Origin of the sequence: Nocardioides sp. NPDC127503 (genome assembly GCF_040302165.1) — a bacterium.
Classification (GTDB): Bacteria; Actinomycetota; Actinomycetes; order Propionibacteriales; family Nocardioidaceae; genus Nocardioides.
Map to the genome: position 1 here is coordinate 116,315 of NZ_JBEORH010000012.1, position 15,559 is coordinate 131,873.

At 67.5% G+C, this 15,559-nt stretch carries 17 protein-coding genes; 6 read left to right on the top strand and 11 right to left on the bottom strand.

Annotation, left to right across the window (positions count from 1 at the left end):
- Nucleotides 1-19: 19 nt before the first annotated feature.
- Nucleotides 20-661 carry a PadR family transcriptional regulator gene (locus ABTW65_RS24725; protein ID WP_350665105.1) on the bottom strand — a complete coding sequence of 214 codons (642 nt, stop codon included), beginning with the start codon at nt 659-661 and terminating at the stop codon, nt 20-22.
- 72 nt (nt 662-733) lie between these two features.
- Between ABTW65_RS24725 and ABTW65_RS24730 the strand changes: the two genes are divergently transcribed.
- Nucleotides 734-1,579: a class I SAM-dependent methyltransferase gene (locus ABTW65_RS24730; protein WP_350665107.1), complete on the top strand. Its 846-nt coding sequence runs from the start codon at nt 734-736 to the stop codon at nt 1,577-1,579.
- Entirely contained in the window at nt 1,576-1,995 is a 420-nt protein-coding gene (locus tag ABTW65_RS24735) for an SRPBCC family protein (RefSeq protein ID WP_350665110.1), read from the top strand. Before ABTW65_RS24730 ends, ABTW65_RS24735 begins: the two co-directional genes overlap by 4 nt.
- A gap of 95 nt (nt 1,996-2,090) precedes the next feature.
- On the opposite strand, the gene ABTW65_RS24740 is transcribed toward ABTW65_RS24735, so the two are convergent.
- The 3 genes from ABTW65_RS24740 to ABTW65_RS24750 are packed head-to-tail and all read right to left on the bottom strand — an operon-like array spanning nt 2,091 to nt 4,842.
- Complete coding sequence (locus ABTW65_RS24740; protein ID WP_350665112.1) at nt 2,091-2,801, bottom strand: hypothetical protein; 711 nt, start codon at nt 2,799-2,801, stop codon at nt 2,091-2,093.
- 8 nt (nt 2,802-2,809) lie between these two features.
- A complete protein-coding gene (locus tag ABTW65_RS24745; RefSeq protein ID WP_350665114.1) occupies nt 2,810-3,928 on the bottom strand; it encodes a hypothetical protein in 1,119 nt (372 codons plus the stop codon).
- Nucleotides 3,919-4,842, bottom strand: a complete 924-nt coding sequence (locus tag ABTW65_RS24750; protein WP_350665116.1) for a hypothetical protein — start codon at nt 4,840-4,842, stop codon at nt 3,919-3,921. Before ABTW65_RS24750 ends, ABTW65_RS24745 begins: the two co-directional genes overlap by 10 nt.
- 416 nt (nt 4,843-5,258) lie before the next feature.
- On the opposite strand from ABTW65_RS24750, the gene ABTW65_RS24755 reads away from it, so the two are divergent.
- Nucleotides 5,259-5,450 (top strand): hypothetical protein, encoded by a 192-nt coding sequence (locus ABTW65_RS24755; protein WP_350665119.1) that lies wholly within the window; start codon nt 5,259-5,261, stop codon nt 5,448-5,450.
- An 88-nt stretch (nt 5,451-5,538) separates the two neighbouring features.
- Here the strand turns inward: ABTW65_RS24755 and ABTW65_RS24760 are convergent, their stop codons facing one another.
- Nucleotides 5,539-6,006 (bottom strand): hypothetical protein, encoded by a 468-nt coding sequence (locus tag ABTW65_RS24760; RefSeq protein WP_350665121.1) that lies wholly within the window; start codon nt 6,004-6,006, stop codon nt 5,539-5,541.
- 125 nt (nt 6,007-6,131) lie between these two features.
- On the opposite strand from ABTW65_RS24760, the gene ABTW65_RS24765 reads away from it, so the two are divergent.
- Nucleotides 6,132-6,488, top strand: a complete 357-nt coding sequence (locus tag ABTW65_RS24765; RefSeq protein WP_350665123.1) for a hypothetical protein — start codon at nt 6,132-6,134, stop codon at nt 6,486-6,488.
- Nucleotides 6,489-6,600: 112 nt separating this feature from the next.
- Here ABTW65_RS24765 and ABTW65_RS24770 read toward each other — a convergent pair whose 3' ends face one another.
- Nucleotides 6,601-7,080: a GNAT family N-acetyltransferase gene (locus ABTW65_RS24770; protein ID WP_350665125.1), complete on the bottom strand. Its 480-nt coding sequence runs from the start codon at nt 7,078-7,080 to the stop codon at nt 6,601-6,603.
- 171 nt (nt 7,081-7,251) lie between these two features.
- Nucleotides 7,252-7,767 carry a YxiG-like protein gene (locus ABTW65_RS24775; protein WP_350665127.1) on the bottom strand — a complete coding sequence of 172 codons (516 nt, stop codon included), beginning with the start codon at nt 7,765-7,767 and terminating at the stop codon, nt 7,252-7,254.
- Between the two features lie 623 nt (nt 7,768-8,390).
- On the opposite strand from ABTW65_RS24775, the gene ABTW65_RS24780 reads away from it, so the two are divergent.
- Nucleotides 8,391-8,723, top strand: coding sequence for a hypothetical protein (locus ABTW65_RS24780; protein WP_141793738.1), 333 nt, complete (start codon nt 8,391-8,393; stop codon nt 8,721-8,723).
- Between the two features lie 107 nt (nt 8,724-8,830).
- Here the strand turns inward: ABTW65_RS24780 and ABTW65_RS24785 are convergent, their stop codons facing one another.
- Entirely contained in the window at nt 8,831-9,040 is a 210-nt protein-coding gene (locus ABTW65_RS24785) for a Rieske (2Fe-2S) protein (RefSeq protein ID WP_350665130.1), read from the bottom strand.
- A gap of 156 nt (nt 9,041-9,196) precedes the next feature.
- The gene (locus ABTW65_RS24790) at nt 9,197-9,814 is read right to left on the bottom strand and encodes a M23 family metallopeptidase (RefSeq protein ID WP_350665132.1); all 618 of its coding nucleotides are present in this window, start codon (nt 9,812-9,814) and stop codon (nt 9,197-9,199) included.
- Nucleotides 9,815-10,074: 260 nt separating this feature from the next.
- Between ABTW65_RS24790 and ABTW65_RS24795 the strand changes: the two genes are divergently transcribed.
- A complete protein-coding gene (locus ABTW65_RS24795) occupies nt 10,075-10,731 on the top strand; it encodes a hypothetical protein (RefSeq protein ID WP_350665133.1) in 657 nt (218 codons plus the stop codon).
- Between the two features lie 127 nt (nt 10,732-10,858).
- On the opposite strand, the gene ABTW65_RS24800 is transcribed toward ABTW65_RS24795, so the two are convergent.
- Both ABTW65_RS24800 and hrpB read right to left on the bottom strand, forming a co-directional pair.
- Nucleotides 10,859-12,592 carry a DEAD/DEAH box helicase gene (locus ABTW65_RS24800; protein WP_350665135.1) on the bottom strand — a complete coding sequence of 578 codons (1,734 nt, stop codon included), beginning with the start codon at nt 12,590-12,592 and terminating at the stop codon, nt 10,859-10,861.
- A gap of 67 nt (nt 12,593-12,659) precedes the next feature.
- Entirely contained in the window at nt 12,660-15,173 is a 2,514-nt protein-coding gene (hrpB, locus tag ABTW65_RS24805; RefSeq protein WP_350665137.1) for an ATP-dependent helicase HrpB, read from the bottom strand.
- Between the last annotated feature and the right edge of the window lie 386 nt (nt 15,174-15,559).

The following is a 15,559-nucleotide window of genomic DNA, read 5'->3' on the forward strand; positions in this document are numbered from 1 at the left end:
GGGATCAATCGGGGGCGAACTAGCGCGGTCGCTGTGACCAGCGCGCCCGCTCGAGGACTTCGTGCGTCCGCTCGGGAGGAACCCGGTGGCTGGCGATGTCCTCGGGCCAATTGGCGACCTCGGCTTCGGCCCATTCGGCCCAGGATGCAACGAGGGCGTAGAAGTCCGTGAGGAAGGCGCCGAAGAGGAGGGTCGTGGCGCGGCGCTGGTCATGCAGCCCGTCTCCATCGGCGAACTTCTCGCCGCCCTCGATGTTGCCGACATTCATCTCCACGGCCCAGGCGCGGGCGCGGGCGATGGTGGCGAGAGCGTCGTTGCGGGTGCCGTGGTCCGCAAAGACGAGCTTGACCAGGCCTTCGAACTCGAGCGCTGGGCCGTCCCCGGGGTCGGCGAGCCACGCGGCGAGCGCGCGTCGGCCGGACGTTGTGATCGTGTACACGGTGCGTGGACGGCGGCCGACGGCGTCTTCGCGAGCGCTGGCGTACCCGTGCAGGGCGAGCTTCTTGGGCTCTTCGAACAGCTTGCTCTGCGCGCGTGGCCAGGCTCGGCCGACGCTGCGGTCCATTGCCTTGGCGAGCTCGTACGTCGAGTGCGGGCGGACAGCAAGGAGGCCGAGTACGCCGTACGTCGTGGTGGTGAGCCGTGGAAGTGCAGTTGACATGATGCTCCCTTCGGGACTAAAAGTAGCGTATAGTCTCTTTGGGACTATCCAGTGGGGGCGACGATGAATGACATGACGCTGGAGATCGACCCGCGGAACGCGGGCGCACTCCGTGAGTGGGACGGTGAGCACGGGGCCTACTGGGCCGAACATGCGGCGACGTACAACGCATCCGTGGCGCGCTATCAGCCGGTTCTGCTGGCTGCGATCGGTGCTGAGTCTGGCGAGCGGATCCTCGATGTCGGGTGCGGTTCCGGTGAGCTCGCGATCGACCTGGTGCGTGGCACGCCGGGCGTGACCGCGGTGGGGGTCGACCTGTCGACGGCCCAGCTCGAGGTGGCGCGACATCAGACGGGCGAGCTGCCGGTGACGTTCGCGCAGGCCGACGCCGAGACGCATGACTTCGGAGCAGATTCCTTCGACGTGATCGCCAGCCGTACAGGGACCATGTTCTTCAGTGACATGGCGCTGGCCTTCGCCAACCTTGGCAAGGCGACCCGACCCGGCGGTCGCCTGGTGATGCTCGTATGGCGGGGGATCGAGGACAACGAGTGGCTTCGCGAGTTCTTTGGCGCGATCGGGCGGGTTCTGCCCATGGCTCCACCGCCGGCTGATGCCCCGGGTCCGTTCTCGCTGAGCGACCCGGATCGCGTGCGCGACCTGCTCCACGGCGCAGGCTGGGACCATGTGACCTTCGCCGCCCAGGACGAGCTGATGTTCTTCGGGCCCGACGCGAAGACGGCCACCACGTTCGTGGTCGGTCAGATGAAGTGGCTGTTCGACAAGCTCGACGCCGAGGACAGGCGGCGAGCCGAGGCGAACCTGCACGAGGTGATGGCGGCACATGCCGGCGACGACGGCGTGCTCCTGGGGTCCGGTGCCTGGATCGTCAACGCCGTGTCCGGGGCCCGCACATGAAGGTCAGGGCCACCACGGCGATCGACCAGCCGGTCAGCGATGTGTTCCCCCTCATGGCCGACAACCGGAACGAGCCGCGGTGGAACAGCAACCTCAGCGACTCCGAGCTGCTCACAGCGGAGCCCATCGGCGTGGGCAGCCGCTTCAGGGCCGTCTATCGGGGCCAGGAGTGCATAGCGGTCATCGCTGAGCACGAGCCTGACCGCGTCGTGACCTTCGAGGTCGACACGAAGCAGATAGACATCACCGGCAAGATGAGCTTCTCGCCCGCGGGCTCCGGCACCCAGCTGGACGGCGAGTTCGATCTCCGCCCGAAGGGTGTGATGAGGGCGATGCTGCCCCTGTTGGCGCCGCTCGTCCGTCGGGATTTCCCCAGACAGTTCACCAACTTCAAGGCCTTCGCAGAGCAGCGCTAGCGAGTCGGTCCGTCGGCTCCCACCTCACGTTCGGGAGGTCGGAGTTCGAACATCGACGCGGTCGGTGCCCACATTATGGAGACGGTTTCGAACAGCTATAACTTCCGTCCCATGATCCTTTCGGCGAGTTCTTTCCGTTCCGGATCGTCCCGTAGATAGTCCGCGCCTTCGATGGCCTTGCCCAGCCGTAGCTGGTCCTGTGTTGAGAGGTTTGCCCAGCGCTGCTGGGTCACGAGCAGCGCCTGGTATTGCTCGTTTCCGGACTTCGAGCGGGCAATACCCTCCTCCAACCGTTCGGCTGTCGCCAGGTCGGGGTAGCCCAGCAAGAATCCGTACGCCAGCACCCTTTCGGCTGGCGACCCCCTGGTCAGCGCACGATTGACTTCAGCCTCGTCGATCGGCTGATTGAACGCGTTGCGCCGCACCAGCTCAATCAGTTGATCTTGAAGTAGCACCTTTGTCTTGTGCGACCCCTCGTCGTCGGCTAGCTGGTTGTGAACGAACGTGTATGTCGCGGCGACGCCAGCCAGTCCGGTGTCATTCAGCTCGGCGACCACCCCCGGCTTGAGCTCGCTGTCCATTGTGATGTTGATGCTCGGGGCACCCTTGTCAATCGAGAGGTCGATGTTAGTGATCCGGTCGCCAAAGAGCCCGAACACCAGGCAGGCTAGACCTACGGCGAACAGCACGCCGTAGCGGATCGTTGCCCAGTCGTACGCAACTCCGATCACGCCGGTCGCCAAGATCGCCAGGGCGACCACGATCGCGACCCACTGATAGGCCGTGATCCGCTTGCTTGCACTCATGCGGTCCCTCATCCCCGAACCGCGGCGCGTAACGCCTGTCCGTGTGGCTCCGGATGCAATGGCGACTCGCTGGTCAGGCAGTTGTGGATGAAGCCGCGCAACGCTTCTTCCGCCACCTCCGGGAGTTCCTCCCACACGAGCTCACGTCGGATATGCAGCCAGGCAGCGTCGACCGCCGGCGGCTCGCCGGGTAGCCATCCGACCCGAGACTGCCCCTGCACGACGTTCACCAACACCAGGGGCGCGATGTCGAGGGCCGTCAGGTCTCGCAGCCACCACGTCCGGTCCACGAGGGGAAGTAGGTGCAGGTCGACAAGTCGTCGAGCTCGATGGTCGAAGCCGGCCCAGCGGGGGAGGGGCACGGCGGCGAGGTGGGACCTCGACCAGGTGCCGCCGACGGTTTCCAGCGGCGAGAACGCTCGGAGCTCGGGCAACTCCTCGCGGACCAGGCTCGTCGCTTCCTGGAGGAACGGGCCCCCGTGGTGGTCGGCCAAATCGTGCAGCCAATCGCCCGACCAGACCACGCCGTTGCGGCGCCCGCCGTCGATCACGCCGCTGCACATGAGTCTGGACGCCCAGCCGACCATCGCGCGCACCTCCGCGGGAGAGTTGCCCGTCCAGGAAAGCCGGCTCTCCCACTCCAGCACGGTGGCGAATGCCAGGAACATCACCGCACGAGCTAGCTCGGTCGGCTCCTCAACGAGCTCCAGCGGACCTTCAGCCGACCAGACCTGGAACGCGGGCTGCTCCTCCAGGTAGGCGCCGCCGGGGCCGCCTTCTGCTGGCGGTCCGCCGAGGGCACCAGCGATCGCTCCCGGCGCCTCCGGCCCCATGCCGCCCGCCAGGTAGGCGAGCCGAACGAGCTCGCGGACCTGGCGGAGACTGCCGAACGCGACGTCTTGCTCATCGCGATCCAGCAACCCGGCCTGAAACCCGCTCCGAGTCGCTCGCAGAGCCGTGGAGATGCGACCCACCGGGACCGGCTCGAGGTCCGGCACGGCCATAAAGACCGTGGCGGCAGCGTTCATCGAGCCGGGGCGCCGCCTGGACGCGAAGACCTTGCCGTCATGAACCGCCCACGCATCGATGCACCAAGGGAGGTTCTCGAGGTCGCCGTCTACTTCCATTGGTAACCCCTTCCATGCTGGGTCACGACGCGCGACGGCAACCGGGTGCGGCCGATCGCTCGAGCGACACACTCCCGTCGCAACAGCCACTCGAACTCCACCGCCGAGAGGTACTCGCCGTCCTCGTCGCGGTCGCGAAGCCGGGATGCGACCGCCACCTCGTCCGGCGACTCACGCACCTCCTCAATGTCCTCCGGTCCGAACCCTCCGACCTCGGAGTTCGTCGGATCGGGCCGTAGGTGCACCTCGATGAACTCCTGGTCTTTCAGCACCGCCTCGGAGACCGTGCCAGCGGTGACCAGGCGCGCTTGGCGGGCGAGCTGAGGTAGCACGCGCATCTCCACCATCGAGTGGCGATCGTCCCGCCACACGCCCTTAAGCATCGCCACAATCGCGGCGCGGTCATCCAGTTCGCTGATCGGCGCCAGCAAGATGTCGTAGGAGTCGCGATCGAACAGGCCTGGATTCGGATCGATCTGCTCAACCTTGAGCACTAGGCAGTACTCCCCGTAGAACCGCAGCCCGACGCCCCCCAGGCCCAGGGCAGCGAAGTAAACGCCCTCCGCCGTCAACCCCCGTTCGGCGTCCTCCAGCCCCAGCGCCAGGTCGACCTCTCGTCGATCCTCCGACGGCTCAACGCGTTTCGCGCCGATGGCCGGGCGCTCGTAGAGGTTCAGGTAGCGGCCGTTCGGCAGCAGTCCGAGTAGAGCATGTGCACCGAGATTGACGAACACCCGCAGTCCGGCGTCATCATCCGAGATGGCCTGTCGCACGATCGTCCGGTTGCCCTCGGCGAACTCATCACTCGCCTCGCGGTCCATCCACTCGACGACCCGCTCGTCCCATGTCCTCGTGCTGAAGTAGACGGGGTCGTAGTCCGCGAGGCCCGCAGGGACCCCTAGATCGTCGTGCATCCGACTCTCCCGTCTCACGTATCCCTTGCAGCCAACGTTGTCGTCCGCCGTTGAACGCCAATCCCAACAGAGCCTCCGCACTGTTGGTCCCAGGTCGAGCGGTCGTCGGGAGGTGCCGGGTGGTGTGCGCCCCAACGCCAGGTGGTCGTCGTGTCGACGCAGGTACAGGCGCCTATCGCGGTGGCGGGTCCCAATGCGACCGAAGCGTCTGGCCTATCGCCAGCCGTCCTTCTCGGTATGGTCGCGAGCGGCCACGCCCTGCGTTAACCAAGGCCGCCAGAAATACGCCATTCCGGGTACTTGGTCGATCGTCTCATTCGGTCATTCGGCCGGCACGGTTTCGGAGAATGTGCCGCACTCAAGCGGCGGAAAGGCCCACCTATACCCGGGCATCACATTGGCGGCACACTTTGACCATGCCGCGTTACGTGAAACTTACGATCCAGGACGACATGACAGACGACGCGTATGCCAATCTGGCAAACACCGTTTGGATGATGCTTCGCAACACGCAATACGACTTCCACGTCGAACACGATGGGAGGACGCCCGTGGGCCGACTCAATGCTTCCTGGGCGAAATATGGCGACGACGCTGCTTGGGAGTAGCTGTTCATTCTTCGACTCCATGCGGAATGCTGCGCCCGTCGGAGCCCGTCGGTTCATTGCGGATCCGACGGGCTCCCGTCGCCTTGGGTCAGTAGTGTGCCAGGATCTGACGAACCGGATGGCCCAAGAGTTCGCCGACCTGACGAAGTTCTGACTCATCGAGCTCGTAGCGCGCGCGTGTGCCATTTAGGACACCGATTTCGAACCGCGCGAAGCCCATGGCCCAGTCGTACGCCAGTTCGTTCAGGCTGCTTGTGACACCGCAGCACGGCAGAACAACGTCCAGGTCGCTGAGGTCGCTCGATCGTTCGCCGACTACCTCGAAGACCCAGCTCACGTCGGTGACCGACGAGCAGATCGTGCATTTGAACGACGATGTGTTCACGCCCGAGTCAATCAAGGCGACGTCGTTGTGAAGCACAGCCGAAACTTCGTCCGCCGAATCTCCGGGGCGGGAGAAGAGACTAACGACGTAGGCGACTGCCAAATCGACGGACGACTGTGCAGGCTCCCACGAGGCGTCGGTCGGGATCAGTCGGATCCAGTTGTCGCTCACGACGACAGCATGACGCATGTCGGCCGGGCGGCAGCGCTCATCGCGGTGAGAGAACCAGCCGCGGCGGGATGCTGCACGGTTTGCGGAATGACCCCAGGCAATCGGGGAGCGACTACGATCACCGAGTGGATGACGTCCCGCACCCGAGTCGACTCGCGGCCTGGGTGCGAGCAACAGGTGTTCTTGCCTTGTCTGCGGATCAGCAAGCAGCCTGGCTCGACTCGCTGGGGCCCGTTGCCTCTTGGAACGTCGGTGAGCTTGGTCTGGAGTTCGACGATGGCCATCGGCTGCTGGCTCAATGGGTCGAGGCCGGTTGGGTTGACCAGAAGTCCCTCGCACCGATCGCCGCTCTGAACACACAGCTCGATGAGATGAGCGGCGAGCCCAACCCCTCCCTGTGGACCCGTGAGGCACTCGCTCAGCATCAGGCTTGGCGCGAAGTACGAGAGTTGGCGACGGCCGTCCTCATCGCGCTTGTCTAATCCTGGTCACGCCTGTAAGCGGCGGTGTGACGCAGGTTCCGCCGGCGTGGGATGCGGCAGATCCGGGGTGCGTGCACGCTCGGAGACGCCTTGTCCTGAGCGTCACCGCAAGTCACTTCGCTAGCTGTAGCTCCTCGACCCGCAGTGTCGATCCTTCCCGCAGCGGCTCCCACACACCGGTCGACTTGAAGCCGTGGACGAGATAGAGCCGGCGCGCGACCTGGTTGCCCTCGGTCACGTGCAGACGTACGCCGAGATCGCGGTCGCGGCACCAGTTCACCAGATCGGTGAGGAGTCCGGCGGCGTACCCACGGCCGCGTGCCTCGGGCGCCGTCCACATGCCCCAGACATAGGCGACGGCGCTGTCCGGGGGAGTGAAGATGCCACCCATCGCTACTCCTCGGCCGTCTTCGAGCACCACCAGGATCGGTGCTGACCCCTCGGCCCGCTGCCGCCAGAAGTCATCCGTGCGAGCCTGGGCCTCGGCGAGCGTCGTTCTGAAGGCGTCGGGCGAGTCGGCCAGCGCCCGTAGGCTGACGTTGCGAAGGAGAGACCAGTCATCAGCGGTGATGGTGCGTACCTCGACGTTCATGGCACCGAGTTGACAGCAAACCTGTCGGTACTGCCACTAGATATCGACTCGGCTCCTGGCCAGGTGGGCTTCCTGCATCTCGCGGGGGAAGCCGGCACCGCCAATGCGCCTGTGGAAGTGGCCTGAGTAGCGATGTCAGCGGCAGAGCGGCGGGCGTCGGAGTCCTGAACTTCAATCCAGGGGGAACTTGGCATCCGGCCCTGATGCCGGCACGACGAACGGCGCGAACCCGGGTGGGATCGTTGTGACCTCGAGGCCTGCGAACACGAGGGAGATGTTGTGCCCGTTCGTCTCGATCAAGGCTTCATGGAACTGCCGTCCCATCTCGGCTGACCACTCATGAGCCTCGGGGGACCCCTCGATGAGTTGCATGCCGGGGTACAACGCCTGCCACTTGACGCCCCAGACATACGCTTCACGTTCACCAGCCTGGATCCAGCTGTCGTAGTCGATCAGGTCGTCGTCCTGCGAGTAGAGCCAGACATCACGCCGGACGGCCGTGTTCACTGTGGCGCGGACACAGTGGGTGAACCGATACCTCAGGTGCTCGGGCTCGATCCCAGTGCGGGGATCTGCCGTTGCGTAGATGTACATCTCGTAATCTCGCATGTAGTCGGCGAAGCCGTGAAAGACCAATGCCTGGTCGAGCACATCATCAAACGCTTGCCGGATCTGCTGTTCGTCCACGCGGATACCCTGCACCAACCGGCGTGTCACTGCCGCAGGACTGACCGTTGCGAGAGGGTCGAGGAGGCGTCGAAGCCCTCCACGCGGCGAACTGACGCGGCGAGGTTGAGCGCGAGGTCGCCTTCATGGTTCTCGCGCTGCCGTGATGGGAAGCGGCGGTGGTTGTCGGCGCCGCGCCTGTACGAAACTGTCGGTGCGCACGCCTAGAGTTCGTCAGGTGATTACACAATGAGCAAGGACGCCGCAATGCGGGCGATGCGCGAGGCCCGGTATCGCGAAAGGCAAGATGCGTCGACCGCCGACTCGACGCCGACCAGATCGGCGGTTCGACCTGCGAAGGCCCAGGCCGCCAGGTCGGCTGCTCCGCCTTCGCCTGCCGAGGCGCTGTGTGGGCACCGTTCGATGAATGGACGCACCTGCACACGCGAGCAAGGCCACGCGGCGAAGAGCCACCGCTACTCCTAACGCGCAGCCGACTTACCACGTCAAGGAAACGCGCCCGCCCATCGATAGGAGCCGGCGCATCGGGCTCGCCGACAGGCGGCGGTATGACGCGGGACCCTTTCTGTCAGCCGGGGTTGCACGCCAGATCAAAGTTCGATGCGTAATGGCAAGATGACTACATGGCATCGGACTCCCGGATGGTGGCATTGGGTTTCGGAAAGTTCGCGCGCGCCGACCGTATCTTCGCCCTGGAGCGCATCACCGGGGAGGAACGCGGCGATGGCCGCCGCACTCGAGTCTGGATCGACGGGGTCACCGACCCCTTGATCGCGTCCAGGACCGAGATCACAATCCTTCGCGATATGGGCCAGGAGTCCGCGGTCACCGCACCCGAGCTCGACGAGGCAATGGACCTCGCCGCGCGTCTGGCGGCCGCGGCTGAGGAGGGTCGGGTGGATCTGAGCGATCTGGGTCGTCGTGCGCGACGCCTCCTCGCCACGACGACGCCATAGGAAGGGAGACCTCGACAGCCCGCCCCTTCGGTGAGTGACCCATCGCGGCGATGTAGCGCGCTCGCGGCGGTGTGACACACCTTCGACTGTCGCTGGCCGGTGGACCTTCAGAGCTCGACGTACACGTCGTCGCCCTCGATCATGACGTCGTACGTGGTCAGCGGCGATGGCTTCCTGCCGAGTGCGATCATCCTGCGCGACCAGCGCGGCATTTCCCTCCCGGCGAAACCGGGTGTCCAGTCGAGGTTCTCGCCCGATGCGAGGTCGAAGCGGGAGTTGTGCCATGGGCAGACGACCTGGCCGTCGGCGTACCTCACCCCACCTGGCCCCTTGGTGAGGGAGAGGTGTCTGGTTCCGTTCTACCAGCAGGCCGCGGCTGACGTGGCTGTCGTGTGAGGCATCAAGCCCTGTGAACAAGAGCGCAATCGCGCCGGAGTGACACACGATGCGGCGCTCACGTCAGATGTGTTGTCCTACCCCGCGTCGATGATCTCGCCGTTGCGGGGTAGACGGCCACCGAAGGTGATGGGCACAGCAGAGGCGTGCAGCACGTCCAGGCGGTCGATGGCCTGAAGGTGGACGTGCGGTTCGGTGCTGTTGCCCGAGTTGCCGCAACGTCCTAGCGTCTCGCCGACCCGAACGCGTTGCCCCTGCCGCACCTGGACACTGCCGCGTTGCAGGTGGCAAATGGCAATCACCGGTCCGTCACCCGCTTCGATCATCACGTGGTTGCCAGCCAACTGTGGCCAGCCTGCTGCTGCCCGTCGGCCCTGAGTCAGGGCATACACCACGGACGGGAGCCCACGGAAGGACGGGTGATCAGGCGCCGTGTGATGCACCCCGGCGACCACGCCATCGACAGGTGCGAGGATGGGGCGGCCGAATCCAGGAAACCGTTCTGCCGGTTCGGGGCGCAGAAGCGACCCCAACGTGATCGGTGCAGTGCGCCCGGCCTCGTCGACCGGGACGAAGTCGATCGCGAATGACGTCGCGAACAGGGCGGTGCCGTGACTGGGCACTCGATTCGCGGGACTGTTCTGGGTCAGCCAGCGGCCCTGAAACGGGTATGCGAGGTCGGCGGTCGACGTCATTCCGACTGACCGTACTCGCCTTCCGGGTGACTTGCAGCCCAGTTCCGGATCCGGAAACCGAGGTGTGATTCCCGGGGGAGGCGCAGGCCACTGGGCCTTCGCTGCCGGGCCGATTCGGCGTGCCTCGCATGCGTCATCGTGGGCGCTCAGACGCGACGGTATGACGCGGGCACAGACGCCGATGTGGGGCGGGCATTCTGGCGTGCAGCGGAGGACCTTCGACTCTGATTGCCTCGGTGGGACTGACCGATGGTGAAGGAATGGATGAGGACCTGGTAGGCGCATCGGTGGACCTGTTCTGGCTTCCGCTTGGGGCGGGAGGGCACTTCGTACGCTGGAACGGCCGCGTCTACGAATGGTGGTCAGCGCGACGCCAACATCGTGCAGCAGCGGACCTGTACCACTGCGGGCTGTTGCTCTCTCTCGACAACATCACGTACGCCGTGGAGATGGGTCCGGTGTGGAACGTCTCCGGCGCTGATCGTGGTGTCCTGGCCGAAGGGCCGGTCGGGTCGAAGTGGCTTGGCCGGTTCCGCGCATTTCGCTATGAGATGCGGTGCTGGCCCGGCGGCTGCATCCCGGACATCGCCGAAGCTGTGGACAGCCCGCTGCGGACCACTGAAGATCCGACGAGAGTTGCTGCCGTGCTCAACGTTCTTCCAGAGATACCGGTGCTGACGTGGGGGAGAGACGAGCTCGGCGCGGGCGAGATGTGGAACTCCAACTCTGCAGTCGCCTGGGCGCTGGCGCGCACGGGCCACGACATGGTCGCCATCGGGCCGCCCCGAGGAGGACGCGCACCGGGGTGGACTGCGGGGCTCGTGCTCGCGAGTCGACAGGCGGGAGCGATGCGCTCGGACTGCGAATCGCCGGCCGAAGGTCAGGGAGCAAAGGGACCCCGGGGGAGGGCGACGTAGATCTCCTCGTGACGGGGGCAACCCACTCCTTGGTCCCGCAGTCTGGGCGTCTGCACGCGGCGGAATGCCGCGCCACCTCTGCACGGGTATCTCCACGGTGCCGGTGTGCCTTGCATGAGCCGAGAGGTCAGGCGTCGACCTCGGTCAGGGTGGCGGAGGGAAGCCAGTCGGCGCCGAGGAGCTGGGCGATGGCGGTGAGGCCGGTGGTGTCGCTTCCCACCGTGGCAGAGGCCGCAGCGATCCGCTCGACCATCACCCTGCCGACCTGCTCCTCGACGGTGCCCTCGGCGTACGCGATGTGCCACGGCGAGAGCTGGTGGTCGCGGTGGGTGCGGCCGGTCACCTGCCGTCCTGCGATACCCGAGAAGCGGGCCTGGTGGAAGACGCCGACCCGCGGCTCGCTGCTAGCCCGGCGACCATCGGCGAGGGTTTCGCCGGCGTGCAGGCTGATCGAGGCGACCGTGGTGAAGACGCAGACCTTCGCCTGCCCGGTCTGGAACCGGAGCCGCTCGGCCTCTGCGTCGAACCGGTCGCGGCCGTAGATCGTGGCGACTTCGAGGCCGGAGTCACGCAGCCGGTCGGCGATCGGGTCGGCGGCGGTCGCGACGAACTCGACCGAGCATGCCACCTGTCGCTCGGCCTCGACCTGCTGGGCGATCCAGGCGACCGTGGAGTCGACGCGTATCAGCCCGGCCTTCTGCCGGAAGCGCAGCAGCGCTGCCCGCCCTTTCGCGACATTGCGGCCACGCCGGGCGATGTCCATCTCGCGGCAGAACTCTCCCCATTCGGCCTCGTACGCCGTCCGCTCCGACGGCGTGAGTGCCACCGGCATGCCGGAGATCGGCACCGGCCCCCACGGTGCCGCGCGGTGCAGCATCGCGGGCGGCCGCTCGTCCTCGAGCCAGCCGCGTACCAGCTTGAGGTCCGCGGCGCGCCGCGCCGGGTCGGCGGTCCACGTTGCGCCGTAGCGTCCGCGCTCGACCCCGACGCCGTTGCGCTCGAGCGCGGTGGCGAACGTGGCGTCGGGCTGGGTCGCCGAGGTCCACTCCTGCATCGGCTCGCCGAGGACCTGCGCATAGGCCGGGGCGAGATATGGCAGGTCGAGCGGCGTGTGTCCGGGCGTCGCGGTCGTCGCGATGACGAAGGGTGCCTTGTCGTGCGGCCGCCCGTGGCCCGAGATCCGCGCCCAGAGCTTCCACCGCTTCGTCGTCGTACGTCGCAGCGCGTGGGCCTCGTCCGCGATGATCACGTCCCACGCGTGATCCCTGACCTTCTCCAGGCGGTCCCATGTGATCACGACCCATTCGAGACCGCCGTCGCCCAGCGCCGTGATCGTGCGGCACCAGTGGCCGATCGTGATCGCGGCGGGACGGTCGGCGACGACCAGCACCCGTCGCGCACCGCGGAGGTCGCCCACCGCTGCCGCCCCGAGGACCGCGGAGATCGTCTTGCCCACGCCGGGCTCATCGGCCAGCAGGAACTGCCGCCCGCCCGCCGCAGCGCGCGCCGCGATAGCGTCAGCAGCCTCGTACTGGATCCGCCGCGGCTCGAGCGGGTCGGTCGCCTCGAGGCTCTGCGTCGGAAGGTCGGGATTGAGGGTGCTCTCGATGAACCGACCGAGCGTGTACGGACCCGGAGCGTAGGGCGCGAGGTGCGCCGGCACAGCGTGCCCGACGTACAGGTGGGTCTTGACTCCCGGGTGCCACGTGGCGCCCTCGACCTGGGTGCCGTAAGGGACGTCGAGCACCCACAGCCGCTCGCCCGGGCCGACGGCCGGCAACGGCCGCTTCGGTTGTCGCGTCCCGCTCCGGCGCGGACGCCCGCCGCGGCGACGAGCACTGGATCGGCGAGAACTGGCCACCCCCAGACGCTATCGCCTGTCGGCGAGCTGGATGTGCCAGCTGCTGTCGATGGGCGGGGCGCGCCGCTCACCTTCGGCGGCGGGGATCGTTCGTGCGCGCGGTGGCTTGTGCGCTGCGGGGGTCCTCCGGCCAGGCGTGCTTGGGATAGCGCCCGCGCAGATCAGCACGAACGCCGGGGTAGCCGTTGTCCCAGAAGGACTCCAGGTCTGCCGTGACGGCTGCTGGGCGCCGCGCGGGGGAGAGCAGATGCAGCAGGAGCGGGACCTGGCCGTTCGCGAGGACCGGCGCTGCGGTCCAGCCGAAGACCTCTTGGATTCGCACAGCGAGCACCGGTTGTTCGGCGGAGTAGTCGATCCGCACGCTCGACCCACTGGGGACCTGCACTCGCTCGGGAGCCAGATCGTCGAGCCTGCCTGCCTGCGGCCACGGCACCATCGCCCGCAGCGCGGCAGCGACGTCGACGCGACGAAGATCCTGGGCCGAGCGAACCCGCGCCAGCTGGGGCCCGAGCCACGACTGGAGGTTCTGCGTCAGTGCCACGTCGCTGACATCGGGCCACGGGTCACCGAGCGCACGGTGCAGGAAGTCGAGGCGGGCGCGCAGCGCGGTGGCCGCCTCTGACCAGGCAAAGAGAGCGATTCCCTCCCTCGCCACCGCCTCTCGGATCGCGTCGGTCACCGCGTGGGCAGGTGGATCGTTGAGCGGGACGGAGCGGAGCTCGATCGCGCCCAGCAGCGTACGTCGGCGAGCCAGCACCCGCCCTCCGGTCCAGGTGACCTCGTCCACCTCGGTCCACAGGGACCCGGCCGCCTCCAGCGCGAGGTCCTCGGTGAGCGGGGCCGCCGCCCGGATCCGGGCTTCACGTTGCCCGGGCCGCCGCTCCGCGTCTCCGACCGCGAGCCACTCCAGTCCGCCCAAGGGCCCCGAAGCACGCGGATCCAGCGCCGCGCCCGTCCCGGACACCATCAGGTAGCTCGCGGAGCTCGAACGCTTGCGCGCAATCCGGTCCGGATGCGCCAGGGCCACCACCAGCCCCACAGCCACGTCATCGGTGAGTGCTCGGCCGTCGGTGCCCTGCTTCCCGACGACCTTCTCCAACCGGGCGACCTGGCCGCGCCACGATCCTGCCCCCTGTACGGCGCGCAGCGACCGGAGCGCGGCAACCAGGTCCCCGCCGGGAGCGCGCACGTCCTCGCTCAACATCGCGACCACCTCTGAGGCGCGCCTGGCCCCGACGAGATCAGCCCCGTCGATGAGGGCACGCGCCAGCCTGGGATCGGCCGGTACGCCAGCGATCACCCGGCCCCGCGAGGTGGCTCTCCCTTCCTCGGTCATCGCCCCCAGATCCACCAGCACCTCCTTGGCTGCCGACATCGCATGCGCCGGTGGCTGGTCGAGGAGCGCCAGGTCCTGCACGTCGTCACTGCCCCAGCACGCCACCTCCAGGGCGAAGGCCGTCAGGTCGGCGGTCGCGATCTCGGGCTCCGGGTGAGCGGTCAGATGCGCGTGCTCCGCCTCGGACCAACAACGCAGCACGGCGCCCGGCCCCAGCCGTCCGGCCCGACCCGCCCGCTGCTCGGCCGCTGCCCGGCTCACCGCGACGGTGACCAGAGAAGCCAGTCCGCGACGGTGGTCAGTGCGCGGCTCGCGCGAGAATCCGGCATCCACCACGACACGTACCCCAGGTACCGTCAGCGACGACTCGGCGACCGCGGTCGAGACGATCACACGTCGACGCGGGCCTTCGCTGAGCGCACGATCCTGCTCGGCGCCGGACAGACGTCCGTGCAGGGCGTGGACGGACGCGTCCACGCCGGCAAGGCGACGTACGGTCGCCTCGACCTCCGCGACGCCCGGCACGAAGACCAGGACGTCACCCTCGTGCTCGACGAGCGCACGACTTACGGTCGCTGCGACATGGTCGTGGAAGGCCGGGGTGATGCCCCGGTCGTCGGTGCGGCGCACCCCGGCAGGTAGCGGGCACCAGACCGGTCGGACCGGGTGCAGAGCACCCAGGACGCGGATCACCGGAGCGGTGTCGTCCCCACCGAGCAGGGAGGCGGTCCGTTCGGCCTCGATGGTGGCCGACATCGCCACCAGGGACAGGTCCTCACGCAGGTGGGCCCGGACGTCGATGAGCAGCGCCAAGGTCAGGTCGGCGTCGAGGTGGCGCTCGTGCACTTCGTCGAGCACGACGGCCCCGACGCCGACCAGTTCGGGATCGTGCTGGATCCGCCGGAGCAGCAGGCCGGTCGTGACGATCTCGACACGTGTACGCCGACTGGTGCGTCGGTCTCCGCGCACGGAGTATCCGACCGTCTCGCCAACCGGTTCGCCCAGCAGGTGCGCCAGCCGACGGGCAGCAGCACGGGCTGCGATGCGGCTGGGCTGCGTGACGACGACCCGTCCGGCGACAACCTCGGCGACCGCGGGCGGGACCAAGGTCGTCTTGCCGGTGCCCGGCGGTGCGTGGACCACCGCGACTCGGCGGGCACGAAGCGCCTGGTCGAGAGCGGCCAAGCCGGCGGTGACCGGGAGATCGGGCGGCGCGGCGAGCAGATTGCGCAGAGGGTCGGACACTCCTGCAGTGTGCCTGACGTGCCTCGGCCGGTGTCGCGTCGGCGCCGAGGGCTGTCACCACGACGACGCCCGAGCAGACGAGCCCATCGTCCGACGCATCGCATCGGAGGTGACGATCTGGGACTGGTGGATGTGGGAAGCAGTACTGAAAGGGCCATGTGTCTCAGGCCCGTCGCGTCCGCAGCCGGTCGCTAACCGGTGTCCACAGCGCTCCAGCCGATCGGTGCAGCATCGGCCACTCGCACTTCCGTCCACCACCGCCTAAAACTCGACACAGTTGGTGCGCCCCACTGGCGGCGGAAGGACGCATCCTCGACCGACGTCGCGACGGCGCGAGCCCTGCGATCTCCCGAGCCTGCAGGCTCAATGCATTCCCGCACGGCGCG